Below are 13,384 nucleotides of genomic sequence, written 5' to 3' on the forward strand. Positions count from 1 at the left end.
CGTCTCCGACGGGATCAGCAGGGACCGGTCCGCCGACGGGTGCAACTGCTCGTGGTCCACTGCGTCCTGCTGGGTTGGGCATTGACGCTCTGGTCGGCAACGCAAGCTGCGCCGGTCCACAAGCCCATCCGCAGCAGACCCATGTCTCAGCTTCCCCGCCCCCGACGACTCCGTGGCAGCGATGGGGACGTGCCAGGTTGGGTGATGGTGACGCTGATGTCTGCGCTCCTCGTGGCAGGGATCTATGCGGTCGCGGGCCCCGCACTCATCAACATGTTCACCAACGCCATCAACAAGGTCGGCGGACTCGAGTGATCCACCCTCGCGATGCGTTCACTGGCCGGCACGGCGCAGCCACGGACCAGCACGGCGCAGCGACGGGCCAGCACGGCGCCGCCACGGCCGAGTTCGTCCTGGTGACGCTGCTGCTGATGCTGCTCTTCACAGGTGCTCTCCACCTGGGCCTGGCCCTCCACGTGCGCAATCTGGCGCAGGATGCGGCGGTTCATGGGGCCAGACACGCAGCGCTTGCCGATCGCGGTCCGGAGGACGGAGTCAGGCGTGCCGAGGAATTGCTACGGGGCAGCCTGAATGGTGGCCTGGCGCCTCGGGTCGAGGCACGGGGAACCGAGGTCGGTGAGGCCGGAGGTGTCACCGTGGAGATCGCTGCGGCCGTGCCTCTTTTCGGTTTCCTCCCCGGCCCACACCTGGTCAAGGTCGAGGCCACGGCGAGTCGGGGTGCGGTATGAGCGCCGAGGCATCGCGAGGCAGCGTCGTGGTGGAGTTCCTCGGGCTCGGCCTGTTGTTGGCCGTGCCGCTGGTCTACCTCCTGGTGACCATGAGCCAGGTGGAGCGGGCCTCGTTGGCCGTGGTGACACTGGCGGAGGAGTCCTCCAGAGCCCATGCCACGGCGGCGAGTCCCTGGTCCGCAGGCGCGTGGCAACAAAGAGTCGAGAAGGAGATCGCACGCGACTACGGACTGGACCCCGCCGCGGTCTCGGTGACGATCTCCTGCAGCGGCTCCTGTCCAGGGCCGGGATCACGGGTCACGGCGGTGGCCTCGGTCAAGGTGGCGTTACCCCTGGTGCCGGTCACCGCGGCTCGGGCGGGCACCGTGCGATCCACATCGGTGACCCTGGCCCCTCGCTACGGGTGAGCGGCCATGGAGCAGAGAACTTCGCGATTCCGGGGCGAATCAGGCCGCATCACCATCCTGGTCTGCGGGCTGTTGGTGGTCCTGGTGGCGGTGATCGGGGTGACGGCCTCGGCTGCCTACGTCACCGCGCAGCAGCGTAAGCTGCTGGGCGTCACGGACGCCGCGGCCGCGGCGGCAGCGGACCGGATCGTCGGGCAGGAGGGCGTCTCGCCAGCGGAGGTCACGGAACCCTCGAAGGCACTGAGGATCGACGCGCGGGCGGTGCGTGGCGCTGTCACCGACTATCTGACCGAATTGGGCGGCGTGGACGGTCTCGACGGCGTCACGGTGGCGGACGTGAGGGTGGAACCGGACGGAACCACGGCGCGCGTGCGGCTGCAGGCACGGATCGGGGCGCCTTGGGCGGGCGCACTGATCGGTGGGAGCAGCGACGTGGTCGCGACCGCCTGGGTGAGGATCGCGCTGGATCGCTGATGATTTCTTGCGTCGGCTCAACCAGCCGAGGCTGCCGAGGGCAACGACCGCCCACCGGCCGCGCCACAAGTAGGTAGAATGGTCCCACTATGGCTTCCACTGATTTCGCCGCGGAGATCCGCGACCTGCGCTCCACCCTGGCCGATGTCGAGGAGGTCTCCGACCTGGAGGCCATCAAGGCTGACATCGCCCGCCTCTCCGAGGAGGCCGGCGCCCCCAACCTCTGGGACGACCCCGAGTCCGCCCAGAAGGTCACCTCGGCCCTGTCCCACAAGCAGTCCGAGCTCGGGCGGATCGAGAAGCTCGAATCCCGCATCGACGACCTCGAGGTGCTCGTGGAACTCGCAGGGGAGGAGGGCGACCCCGACTCCCTCGCCGAGGCCGACAACGAGCTGACCTCCATCAAGAAGACGCTCTCCGAGCTGGAGGTCGTGACGCTGCTCAACGGTGAGTACGACTCCCGTGAGGCAGTCATCACCATCCGCTCCGGCGCCGGTGGCGTCGACGCCGCGGACTTCGCCGAGATGCTGCTGCGCATGTACCTGCGCTATGCCGAGCGTCGCGGTTGGAAGACCAAGGTCGGTGACACCTCCTACGCCGAAGAGGCCGGCCTGAAGTCCGCCACCTTCGAGGTCAACGAGCCCTACGCCTTCGGCACGTTGTCGGTCGAGGCAGGAACCCACCGCCTGGTGCGCATCTCGCCCTTCGACAACCAGGGCCGGCGTCAGACCTCCTTCGCCGCCGTTGAGGTGGTCCCGCTGATCGAGACCACCGATCACATCGACATCCCGGACAACGAGATTCGCGTCGACGTCTTCCGTTCCTCCGGCCCCGGCGGCCAGTCCGTGAACACCACCGACTCCGCCGTGCGCCTGACCCACATCCCCACCGGGATCGTGGTCTCCATGCAGAACGAGAAGTCCCAGATCCAGAACCGTGCCGCCGCCATGCGCGTGCTGCAGTCCCGCCTGCTGTTGCAGAAGAAGGAAGAAGAGGACGCGCAGAAGAAGGCTCTGGCCGGTGACGTGAAGGCCTCGTGGGGCGACCAGATGCGCTCCTACGTGCTACACCCCTATCAGATGGTCAAGGACCTGCGCACCAACCACGAGGTCGGCAATGCAGGCTCCGTCCTGGACGGCGACATCGATGGCTTCATCGACGCAGGCATCCGGTGGCGCGCCTCGCAGCGCCACGAGGCCGACTGAGGTCCGGGCCGGTAGCGCTCCGATGCCCGACGGCCGGTGGTCACCTTGCCAGGTGACCACCGGCCGTCGGCGTTTCAGGGATGTCCGCCTCAGCCGTGGAAGCGGGCCCCGTTCACGCGCTCGGAGGCCCCGGTCTGATCCAGGTACGGGGTGAGGCCGCCGATGAACATGGGCCAGCCGGCGCCCAGGATCATGCACAGGTCCAGGTCCTCCGGCCCGGCCACGACACCCTCGTCCAGCATCAGCTTGCACTCGAGCGCCAAGGCATCCTGAGTCTTGGCCAGCAACTGCTCCTTGGTCAGCGGGGCATCCCCGAATTCGAGGACATCCAGCGTGGTCCGGGGAACGGATACGGATCCGTCCTCGCCCTTGACCCACAGGCCCTTGATGCCGTGGTCGATCATGGACTGCACGTTCTTCGAGAGCGGGAAGCGCTCGGGATAAGCGTGGTGCAGGGTCTCGGAGACGTGCTGCGCCACCGGCAGTCCCACCATCGCGGCCAGCGTGAACGGAGACATCGGCAGACCCATGGGGGCCAAGGCGGTGTCCGCGTCCTCGGCGCTCATGCCCTGGTCGTAGGCGTCCTGAACCTGGGCCATGAGCAGCAGCAGCAGGCGGTTGACCACGAAGGCCGGCGCGTCCTTGACCAGCACCGCCGTCTTGCGTAGACCACCCGCGGTGACGAAGGCCGTGGAGAGCACCTCATCGGTGGTGGCGGGACCCCGCACGATCTCCACCAGCGGCATGTGGGCCACGGGGTTGAAGAAGTGGAAGCCGAGCAGCCGCTCGGGGTGTTCCAGGTCCTCGGCCATCTCCGTCACGGACAGGGAGGAGGTGTTGGTCGCGAGGATGCAGTCCTCGGAGACGATCCCCTCCAGCTCCGCGAAGACGGCCTTCTTGACGCCGATCTCCTCGAAGACCGCCTCGATGACCCAGTCGGCATCCGCATAGACGGACTTGTCCACGCTCCCGGTGATGAGGGCCTTGGTGCGGTTGGCCGCGTCCTGCGAGATGCGGCCGCGGGAGAGCTGCTTGTCGATGTCGGCGTGGGCGTGGCCCACGCCGCGATCCACGCGCTCCTGGTCCATGTCCGTCATGACCACGGGCACCTTGAGCTTCTGGGCGAAGACCAGGGCGAGCTGGGCCGCCATCAGGCCGGCCCCGACCACGCCGACCTTGGTGACCTTCTTGGCCAGGGCCTTGTCGGGTGCGCCTGCGGGGCGCTTGCCGCGCTTCTGCACCAGGTCGAGGAAGGCATAGACCGTGTTCTGGAACTGGGGGGTCTTCATGAGCTCCGTCAGCGTCTCGATCTCGCGCTGAGCGGACTCCTGCTGGGTCAGGGTGAGTCCCGCCTCGAAGATGTCGAGGACCTTGATGGGGGCCGGAGCCGCACCGGAGGTCTTCGCCTGGACCAGCGCGCGCCCCTTCGTCACGGCGGAGGTCCACCGCTGAGCGACCTCGGGCTCGGAGGGGTCCACGGCGAAGGGTCGCTCCACCTCGGTTTCGCCGGTGAGGACCGAATCCGCCCAGGCCAGGGACTGCTCCACGAAGTCGGCCGGCTGGAACAGCGCGTCAGCGCCGCCGAACTTGGCAAACAGTGAGCCGTTGATGGAACGGTTGTTGTTCAGCGGGTTCTCGATCATCACGGTCAGCGCGGCCTCGGGGCCCACCAGCCGCGGCAGGCGGTAGACGCCGCCCCAACCGGGAACCAGGCCGATGAACGCCTCCGGAAGTCCTAGCCCGTTGGCGCCGGAGGACACCGTGCGGTAAGTGCAGGCCAGGGCGATCTCCAGGCCTCCACCCAGCGCGGTGCCGTTGATGAAGGCGAAGGTGGGCACGCCGAGGTCCGCCAACAGGTCGTAGGCGGCATGACCCATTCCGGCCATGGCGCGGCCTTGGGAATCATCCGTCAGGGAGGACACCGAGGAGAGGTCTGCCCCGGCGGCGAGCACGTAGTCGCAGCCGGTCAGGGCCACGGCCGCGATCTCGCCGGCGGCGGCACGTTCCTTGAGGCTCAGCAGGGTGCGGCCGAACTCGATCATGGTGGCCGGACCCAGCGTCGCCGGGCGGCGCGGCCCCTGACCATTGTCCAGGGTGATCAGGGCCAGCGTGTTGCCGGAGGGCAGGGTGACGTCCTGGACCTGGGAATGAGTCACCACCTCGTTGGGTAGCACGTCCCGGAGGAGCTCGAAGGGGGTGAAGATGTCCTGGCTGGCTGCGTTGTCCTGGCTCATCGGGCGTCCTTTCCGTTTGCATCGGCGTCGAAGTGGGGGTTCTCCCAGATGACCGTGCCGCCCATGCCGAGGCCGATGCACATGGTGGTCAGGCCGTACCGGACCTCTGGGTGCTGCTCGAACTCGCGGGCCAGCTGATTCATCAGGCGCACGCCGGAGGAGGCCAGCGGGTGGCCGAAGGCGATGGCCCCGCCATAGGGGTTTACGCGGGGATCGTCGTCAGCGATGCCGAAGTGGTCAAGGAAGGCCAGCACCTGCACGGCGAAGGCCTCGTTGACCTCGAACAGGCCGATGTCGTCGATGGTGAGCCCGGCCTGGGCCAGGGCCTTCTCGGTAGCGGGGACCGGGCCGATGCCCATGACCTGCGGCTCCACGCCGGCGAAGGCGAAGGACACCAGGCGCATGCGCACCGGAAGGCCGAGGCGCTCCGCTGCCTCGGAGGAGGCAATCAGCGCGGCGGTTGCACCGTCGTTCAGGCCCGACGCGTTCCCCGCAGTGACGCGACCGTGGGCGCGGAAGGGGGTCTTGAGGCTCTGCAGACCCTCCAGGGTGGTCTCGGGGCGCAGGGCCTCGTCGCGGGTGTTGAGCTGGTATCCCTGGGTCTCGCCGTCCACGGAAGCTCGCGCGGCGACCGGGATCAGGTTGGCCTGAATGTCCCCGGATTCGTAGGCGGCAGCGGCCTTGCGCTGGGAGGCGAGGGCGTAGCGGTCCGCGCGCTCCTTGGTCACGGCGGGGTAGCGGTCGTGCAGGTTCTCCGCGGTGTTGCCCATGTTCAGGGCTGCGGGGTCCACGAGTCGCTCGGTCACGAAGCGGGGATTGGGATCGGCGTTGGAACCGATGGGGTGCTTGCCCATGTGCTCCACGCCGCCCGCGATGGCGACGTCAGCCGATCCGAAGGCGATGGCACCGGCCAGGGAGGTCACCGACGTCATGGCGCCGGCGCACATGCGGTCGATGGCGTATCCGGGAACGGTGTTGGGCAGCCCGGCGAGCAAAGCGATGGAGCGGCCGAGGGTCAGCCCCTGGTCGCCGGTCTGGCTCGTGGCGGCGAAGGCGACATCGTCGACGAGGGCCGGATCAAATCCGGGGTGGCGGCGCAACAAACCGCGCACGGCCTTCACCGCGAGGTCGTCGGCGCGCTCGTTGGCGTAGATACCCTTGGCTCCGGCCTTGCCGAAGGGGGTCCGGACGCCATCGACGAAGACGACGTCGCGGACCTGGCGATGCCGGTGGTTGGTGGGTTCAGGGGACACGGTGCCTCCGAGGAAAGTGGGTTCTCGTGTGAAGTGGACACGCCATGGAAAGGCGTGACTCACACCATACGTTACTCACGAGTAACCAGGAGGGCAAACTCCTCAACGGTCGGGCAGCGGATCCGGGTCGAGGAACGCCACGGTGAGCACGGCAGCGGCGTTCTGCACCTGCCACGGGCGCAGCCCCAACCGAGTCAACTCGTCGCTGACTCCGGTCAGGTCAACGGTCGTGGGCGGCTGCCAGCACATCTGCTTCAGGACGGCAGGGGTGATGAGGTTCTCTCGCGGCATTCCGAGGCTCGTCGCGACCCGGTCGAGGCGCGTGCGTGCGGTCTCGTACCGGGCGGCCGCCTCGGGGTGACGGTCCGGCCAGGACCGCGGCGGCGGGGGAGTGGAGCTCTTCACGTGCAGTGGAGGCAGTTCCTTGGCGGTCCTGGCCCGCTGCAGGGCAGCAACCCAACGTGGGGCCTCTCGCGTGGCCGCCCTGCCAACGAATCCGGAGACCTTCAGCAATTGCGGAACCGTGCGCGGCATGGCCTTGGCCGCGGCGATCAGCGCGGAGTCGGGCAGCAAACGCCCCGGCGCCCGATCCTGATGCTGAGCCACCTGCTCGCGTTCGGTCCACAATTCCTTGACCGCGGCCAACTGCACAGGCTTGCGCAGCTGGTGCAGCCCGTGAGTCCGCCGCCAGCGATCCTGCTTGGGTGCTGGATCGGGTGCAACGCGTTCCGCCTCGAACTCCTGCCGGGCGATCTCGGTCTTGCCCTGGCCCTCCAGCAGTGTGGCCATGAGCTCCCGTAGGGGAATGAGCAGTTCGACGTCCAGGGATGCGTAGTTCAGCCATGACTCGGGAAGCGGTCGCGTGGACCAATCCGCTGCAGAGTGCTCCTTGGCCAGCTTCAGTCCCATCATGGTCTCCACCACGGGGCCAAGGCCCACACGCGGCAGTCCGGCCAGCCGTGCGGCCAGTTCCGTGTCGAAGAGTGCACGTGGTGACATGGAGAGTTCGTGCAGGCACGGGAGATCCTGATGGGCGGCATGAAGGATCCATTCGGCCTCTGCGAGCGCCTCGTCGATGATGGCAAGGTCCTCGAAGGGTTCCGGATCGATCAGGATGGTGCCGGCCCCCTCGCGACGCAGCTGCACCAGGAACGCGCGCAGTCCGTAGCGGAATCCTGAGGCGCGTTCGGCGTCCACAGCGACCGGGCCGGTGCCGGCGGCCAAGGCATCGGCAGCACGGCGAAGGGCCCAGTCCTGATCCACGATCTCGGGGATCCCCTCGGCGGGGGCGTCGAGTCGGGTCAGGGAGGCGGGATCCGATTCCGGGACCACTCCTGCCTTGAGTCCTTGGAGCAGTTCCGGTGATGGCTGGTGCAACGTGGCGGTCATGATGACTGCGATTCTAGTCGCCGGTCGGTGCGGGCCGGATGAGGGACGGCCTCAGCGGTGCCGCGGCAAGGGCAGCGGGATGACGCCGTCCACGACGGGAGGCAAACCTGCGAAGGACGCCACCATGTCAGCCCAGGCCTGAAGGTGGGCCGTCAGATCGGTCCCGTGCGGCGTCCAGGAGGCGCGGACCTCCACATGATTGCCGGGAACCTGTTCCGGATCGTCGGCCAGGGCCGCGAAGTTCTCGCTCAGTACCCGGGTCGCGGTACCGCCGGCGTGGTGATGCTCCGCCCGATGCTCGTCGAGGGCCTCGGTGAGCCAGGTCCACGCGACCTGTCCCATCAACGGATCTGCTGCCATTTGGGCATCAAGGGTGGCGCGCAGGTAGGTCACGATGCGGAAGTTCCCTTGCCAGACCTGCCGTCCGGCCGGGTCGTGGAGCAGGATGAACCGACCAGTGGCTTCCTCACCGTGGGCGGTGGTGGCGTCTGCCGAGAGCGCCACGGCGTAGGGTGCTTGGCGTTTCGGTGCGGGAATCTCCTCCAGCACCACTTCGGGCCGGACGTCGGCCCGGCGCAACGAGGCGAGCGCCGTCTCGAAATCGTGGGGGAGCCGTGGGGCCTGCCGTGTCACCGTCACGTGGACCAGCGTAGGTCGGCCTGCGGGGGTGTGGTGGGAACCACGCCGCATCATGCCCGACGACGGGTGGCCGGGCCCCGTGCGGGCGGCGCTTCAGGCGGCGCCCGCGGCGCCAGTGAGGGCGGCCACGAAGCGGCCCACCGCGTCGTCGGGCGTGTCGAAGGCGCACACCAAGCGCGCGGGTGAGGCCTGGGTCCCGTCGCCATGGAAGTCGAACTCGGCGCGTAGCTGCTCGATCCTGTCCTGCGGCAGGGGCGTGAAGATCAGGTTGGCTCCGACCGTGTGCACCGGGGTGAGGCCGGAGGCGCGAAGTCCCTCGGCGAGTCTGGCGGTGGCTGTGTTGGCGCGGTCGGCATTGCGGCGCCAGAGGTCCGTGCCGAACATGGCCAGCAGCTGTGCAGACACGAAGCGGGTCTTGGAGACCAACTGCGTCTGGGCCTTGCGGGACATGTGCACGGCGTGGGCAAGGCCCGCGGGTGCACCCGGCAGCACGACGACGGCCTCCGCGAGCATCGCACCGTTCTTGGTGGCGCCCAGGCTGAGGATGTCGACGCCCACCTCGGTGGTGAGCGCGCCCAGGTCAACCGAAAGTGCGGCCGCCGCATTGGCGAGCCGGGACCCGTCCAGGTGCAACAGCATCCCGTGGGCATGGGCCTCTGTACTCAGGGCGGCGATCTCCTCGGGGGAGTACAGCGTGCCGAGTTCGGTGACGTTCGCGATCGATACCGTGGTGGGTTGAGCGTGGTGCTGATTGCCGAGATCGGCGGCGGCGCCGCGTACGTCCTCGACGGTGAGTTTTCCGTCCGGGGCGGGACTCTGGATGAGTTTGAGGCCGGCGCTGCGCTCGGGAGCCCCGGCCTCGTCGGTCACCAGGTGCGAGCTGACCGGGGTGAGGACACCGCCCCATCGGGGCGTGGCTGCGGCCAGGGCAAGAACGTTGGCCCCGGTGCCGTTGAGGACCGGATACGCGAGGGCGCCCTCTCCGAAGAGGTCCACCACTAGATCGTCGAACGCCCCGGTGTAGACGTCCTCGCCGTAGCCGGCCACATGACCGGAATTCGCGGTGCTCAGTGCCGCGAGCACCTCGGGGTGGACACCGGCGAGATTGTCGGAAGCGAAGGAGATGCGGTGGGCGTCATGGAGTCGTTGCACGTCGGTCAACGTTAGCGCTCATGCCAGGGTTGCCCCAGCGCTGGGCGTGTCAGTTCAGCGGGCGCCGCGTGAGGCAGATCGAATTGATGCAGTAGCGCTGATCCGTGGGCGTGTCGTAGCCCTCACCCTCGAACACGTGGCCCAGGTGGGAATCGCAGCTGCCACAACGGACCTCGACCCGTCGCATGCCCATGGAGGAATCCACGAGGTAGCGCACGCGATCCTCGGCCAACGGAGCGAAGAAGGACGGCCAACCGCAGTGGGCGTCGAACTTCTCGGCGGAAGAGAACAGCTCGGCGCCGCACGCCCGGCACGTGTACACACCTTCCGTGTGGTCGTCCCAGTACTCACCGGTGAACGGGGCCTCGGTTCCTGCCTGCCTGAGCACCGCGAATTCTTGGGGGCTCAGTCGCTGGGACCAGGCCTCGTCCCCTACCTTGGCGGGGTCGTCGACGAGGCAACGGACAGCTGGATTCGAGGAGGTCATGAACGTGTCAACGTGTTCCGGCTCCGGGTCATTCCCGCACGCCGCGGAGCAGGTTGAGCAGCAGGGGATGACATGATGGGGGCATGGCAAAGACCCCTGAGTTGAACAAGTCGGAGAAGCGTCGGGGACCGGGTCCGGTCGCCTGGACGTTCATGGGCCTGGGCGCCGGTGCGCTGGTCGGATCGGTCACCGCTGGTGTCCTCGGAAGCCTGGCCACGCTCTTCGCCCGAGAGGTCGTCACACCTGCCGCGACCCCGGAGGAGAACGTCGAGGTTCTCAAGGTGACGGAGAACGCCGAGTCCATGACGCTCACCCTGCCGTTGACCCCGGACACAGCGGTTCCCGGTGTCTACTCCTTCTGGTTCGACGCCGACCGTGGTCACGCCCGGTTGGGCGACGTCGTGGATCGCGACACAGCGTCCGTGACGCGCGAGGTGCTGAGTGTGGATCGCGGTGACCTCACCTCGGCCCGTCGCGGACGGATGGGTGGCAGCGTCTATCTCACCCCAGGAGATCTGGGGTTGGAATACCAGGACGTGGACGTACCCGTGTCCGCAGGCAAGGCACCTGCCTGGTTGATTCCAGGCACCACTCGGGCGGATACCTGGGCCATCATGATTCACGGTCGCGGGGCGCAGCGCGTCGAGACCCTGCGCGGCGTCACCACGGCCCACGAGGCCGGAATGACGACCCTCTGCGTGAGCTACCGCAATGACGGTGAGGCCCCCGACGTCAACAACGGACGCTACGGCCTGGGCGCCACCGAGTGGCGGGACGTGGATTCCGCGATCCGCTACGCCATCGAACACGGCGCCCGTGACCTGGTGCTGTTCGGCTGGTCCATGGGCGGCGCCATCGCGCTCCAGGCCGCCAACCTCTCCCAACACCGGACTCGCGTGCTCGGGCTGGTCCTGGACGGACCCGCGGTGAATTGGTTCGACATCCTGGATCACCAGGCCAAGATCAACCGCGTCCCCTACATCTCCGGCCGCTTGGGTACCTGGCTGCTGACGCACCCCCTGGGCAAGCGCATCACCGGGCTCACCGCTCCCATCGATCTGCGCAGCCTCGATTGGGTGGACCGGGCGGACGAGATCCGGGTTCCCACCCTGATCCTGCACTCCGCAGACGACGACTTCGTCCCCCATTCCTCCTCCGTGCAGCTGGCGGAGAAGAATCCTCGGTCCGTGACGCTGGAGACCTTCCACACCGCAGGACATGTGGGGGAGTGGAACATCGACCCGCAGCGTTGGGAGCGCGTGACCAGGGACTGGCTGGCCGGAGTCCTCTGAACCCGGCTCAGCCGGCGGCGATCTCTGCCGTGGTGGCGTCCAACAGCTCCACCAGGTCCGCTCCTGCGAGCTCCACATCCAGTCCGCGCCGACCGGCCGAGACGAAGACGGTCTCCGCGGCCAGCGCACTGGAATCCACCACGGTGGGCAGCAGCTGACGCTGACCCAGTGGGGAGATCCCACCAGGGACGTAACCGGTGCGCTGGACGGCAGCGTGACGATCAGCCATGGACAGCTTCTTCACGCCCAAGGCTTGGGCCGCCGCCTTCAGATCCACCTGCCCCGTGACGGGAACCACCACCACGGCCAGGTGCTTCCCGTCACCGGAGGGGTCCACCACCAAGGTCTTGAACACACGGGACGGTTCGACACCCAATTCCCTGGCCGCTTCCTCACCGAAGGCCGTCTCCGCGTCGTCGTGGTGATACTGGTGCACGGTGTGAGCAACCCCGGCTCGGTCCAGCGCCGTCAGGGCGGGGGTTCCCGCAGCCTGCTTGCCTGCGGACTTCTTCCCCATCTCAGACCAATTCCTTGGAGACGCGCGTCTTGATGCGGGAGAGCATCGCGGTCATACCGCGCAGGCGTAGCGGTGACACCGCGCGGCTCAACCCCAGCTGCAGCGGGTAATCGGAGGGTACAGCCATCACGGCAGCAGCAGGCTGTCCGGAGAGACCCTCCACGAGGACGCCGGCGAAGCCGCGGGTCGTCGGGGACTCCGGCGGCGCGGTGATGAACACGCTGACGGTGCGCTCCGCGTCGTCGGCCACCTCCACGGTGAGGAACACCGGGGACTGGCACTCCTCGACCTGTTCAAGATCCACGCCTTGATACCGCTCGGGGAGTTCCGGCAACCCGTCACTGAATTCGAGCAGGAGCTCCAGCCGGGAGCGTTCCTCCATGGACGTGAAGTCCTCCGCGATCTCCGCCAGCTCGGCCGGCATCGCTGCAGTGTCACTCACAGGGCGGCTCCGGTCGCGACGGGGGCGGCGCCTGGTTCGGCGCCCACGGCGATCGGCACACCCACCGCGTTGCCCCACTCCGTCCACGAACCGTCGTAGTTGCGCACGTCTGGCAGCCCGAGCAGGTGCGTCAGGACGAACCACGTGTGGGCGGAACGCTCACCGATGCGGCAATAGGTGATGACACGGTCGGCGCCGGCCAGCCCCGCGTCGGTCAGATAGATGGAGGCGAGTTCCTCGCGGGGGCGGAACGTGCCGTCCTCGGCCACGGCCTTGGCCCACGGCACGGAGGCGGCGGTGGGGATGTGCCCGCCGCGCAGCGCGCCCTCTTCCGGGTAGTCGGGCATGTGCGTGCGCTCGCCCGAGTATTCCTGCGGGGAACGGACGTCGATCAGCGGAACCTGCCCAAGGGCCTGACGCACCTGCGGAAGGAAGGAACGCAGCGTGGCGTCGTCGCGTACCACCACCGGATACTCGGTGGCGGGACGCTCGGTGCGCTCGCGGGTGAGGTCACGGCCCTCCGCGACCCACTTGTCGCGGCCGCCGTCCATGAGCCGCACATCCTGGTGGCCGAAGAGGGACAGGACCCACAGGGCATAGGCGGCCCACCAATTGTTGCGGTCCCCGTAGATCACGAGGGTGTCCTCACGGGAGATCCCCTTCGTGGAGAGCAGTGCGGCCAGCCCGGCTCCGTCCACGTAGTCACGCGTCACCGGATCGTTGAGCTCGGTGTGCCAATCCAACTTGACCGCACCAGGGATGTGTCCGGTCTCGTAGAGCTGGACGTCCTCGTCGGATTCCACGATCACCACGCCGTCGTCGTCGGCGTGGTCCGCCACCCACTGCGTCGTCACGATCCGCTCCGGGTAGGCAAACTGTGCGTGCCGGTTCTCCTCGGCCTTCAGGGTGGTCATCGGTTCCTCTTCCTCACACTGGGCAAACTCTGGGCCAACGCTCACGGGTTCTACGCCGGTGCGTGGGCGCCACACGACTCCCAGCGTAGTTCTCCGCACGTCATCACGGCGATGCCGCTCCGCTCACGGCGTAGGATCTGGGGAAGGTTCGGGACCGCTGCGCGGCTCCCGGCCGCCCTGAACGTGCGTCATCCCCCGACCACGAGCAGAGCCCCCGCCAACCCGCACAC

General features: G+C 68.0%; 15 protein-coding genes. 6 read left to right on the plus strand and 9 right to left on the minus strand.

Annotated elements, in window-relative coordinates; genetic code table 11:
* The 5 genes from Q0A15_RS08200 to prfB all read left to right on the plus strand — a co-directional run.
* Positions 1–315, plus strand: a 315-nt coding sequence (locus Q0A15_RS08200) for a hypothetical protein (protein ID WP_291279053.1), incomplete at its 5' end; no start/stop codon positions are given.
* Complete coding sequence (locus Q0A15_RS08205) at positions 312–749, plus strand: TadE/TadG family type IV pilus assembly protein (RefSeq protein WP_291279039.1); 438 nt, start codon at positions 312–314, stop codon at positions 747–749. The genes Q0A15_RS08200 and Q0A15_RS08205, both read left to right, overlap by 4 nt.
* Positions 746–1,156, plus strand: a complete 411-nt coding sequence (locus Q0A15_RS08210) for a hypothetical protein (RefSeq protein WP_291279040.1) — start codon at positions 746–748, stop codon at positions 1,154–1,156. Before Q0A15_RS08205 ends, Q0A15_RS08210 begins: the two co-directional genes overlap by 4 nt.
* Positions 1,157–1,162: 6 nt before the next feature.
* Positions 1,163–1,630, plus strand: a complete 468-nt coding sequence (locus Q0A15_RS08215) for a pilus assembly protein TadG-related protein (RefSeq protein ID WP_291279041.1) — start codon at positions 1,163–1,165, stop codon at positions 1,628–1,630.
* A gap of 89 nt (positions 1,631–1,719) precedes the next feature.
* Positions 1,720–2,835, plus strand: coding sequence for a peptide chain release factor 2 (prfB, locus tag Q0A15_RS08220; protein WP_291279042.1), 1,116 nt, complete (start codon positions 1,720–1,722; stop codon positions 2,833–2,835).
* Between the two features lie 89 nt (positions 2,836–2,924).
* On the opposite strand, the gene Q0A15_RS08225 is transcribed toward prfB, so the two are convergent.
* The 6 genes from Q0A15_RS08225 to msrB all read right to left on the minus strand — a co-directional run bounded on the left by Q0A15_RS08225 (position 2,925) and on the right by msrB (position 9,989).
* Positions 2,925–5,069, minus strand: coding sequence for a 3-hydroxyacyl-CoA dehydrogenase NAD-binding domain-containing protein (locus Q0A15_RS08225; RefSeq protein WP_291279043.1), 2,145 nt, complete (start codon positions 5,067–5,069; stop codon positions 2,925–2,927).
* Positions 5,066–6,322, minus strand: coding sequence for a thiolase family protein (locus tag Q0A15_RS08230; protein ID WP_291279044.1), 1,257 nt, complete (start codon positions 6,320–6,322; stop codon positions 5,066–5,068). Before Q0A15_RS08230 ends, Q0A15_RS08225 begins: the two co-directional genes overlap by 4 nt.
* Before the next feature lie 102 nt (positions 6,323–6,424).
* Positions 6,425–7,711 carry an HRDC domain-containing protein gene (locus tag Q0A15_RS08235; RefSeq protein ID WP_291279045.1) on the minus strand — a complete coding sequence of 429 codons (1,287 nt, stop codon included), beginning with the start codon at positions 7,709–7,711 and terminating at the stop codon, positions 6,425–6,427.
* A gap of 51 nt (positions 7,712–7,762) precedes the next feature.
* On the minus strand, positions 7,763–8,350 hold the full coding sequence (locus Q0A15_RS08240) for a DUF3000 domain-containing protein (RefSeq protein WP_291279046.1): 588 nt from the start codon (positions 8,348–8,350) through the stop codon (positions 7,763–7,765).
* Between the two features lie 93 nt (positions 8,351–8,443).
* Complete coding sequence (locus Q0A15_RS08245; protein ID WP_291279047.1) at positions 8,444–9,502, minus strand: low specificity L-threonine aldolase; 1,059 nt, start codon at positions 9,500–9,502, stop codon at positions 8,444–8,446.
* A gap of 49 nt (positions 9,503–9,551) precedes the next feature.
* Positions 9,552–9,989, minus strand: coding sequence for a peptide-methionine (R)-S-oxide reductase MsrB (msrB, locus tag Q0A15_RS08250; protein WP_291279048.1), 438 nt, complete (start codon positions 9,987–9,989; stop codon positions 9,552–9,554).
* 83 nt (positions 9,990–10,072) lie between these two features.
* Here msrB and Q0A15_RS08255 point away from each other — a divergent pair, with 83 nt between their 5' ends.
* Complete coding sequence (locus tag Q0A15_RS08255) at positions 10,073–11,281, plus strand: alpha/beta fold hydrolase (RefSeq protein ID WP_291279049.1); 1,209 nt, start codon at positions 10,073–10,075, stop codon at positions 11,279–11,281.
* Positions 11,282–11,288: 7 nt separating this feature from the next.
* On the opposite strand, the gene ybaK is transcribed toward Q0A15_RS08255, so the two are convergent.
* Genes ybaK through Q0A15_RS08270 form a run of 3 tightly spaced genes read right to left on the minus strand, consistent with a single transcriptional unit; the run spans position 11,289 to position 13,154 of the window.
* Positions 11,289–11,798, minus strand: a complete 510-nt coding sequence (ybaK, locus tag Q0A15_RS08260) for a Cys-tRNA(Pro) deacylase (protein ID WP_291279050.1) — start codon at positions 11,796–11,798, stop codon at positions 11,289–11,291.
* 1 nt (position 11,799) lies between these two features.
* On the minus strand, positions 11,800–12,222 hold the full coding sequence (locus tag Q0A15_RS08265) for a SufE family protein (RefSeq protein WP_291279052.1): 423 nt from the start codon (positions 12,220–12,222) through the stop codon (positions 11,800–11,802).
* Between the two features lie 14 nt (positions 12,223–12,236).
* On the minus strand, positions 12,237–13,154 hold the full coding sequence (locus Q0A15_RS08270) for a sulfurtransferase (protein WP_291279051.1): 918 nt from the start codon (positions 13,152–13,154) through the stop codon (positions 12,237–12,239).
* Between the last annotated feature and the right edge of the window lie 230 nt (positions 13,155–13,384).

Origin of the sequence: Galactobacter sp. (genome assembly GCF_022712295.1) — a bacterium.
Taxonomy (GTDB): domain Bacteria; phylum Actinomycetota; class Actinomycetes; order Actinomycetales; family Micrococcaceae; genus Galactobacter.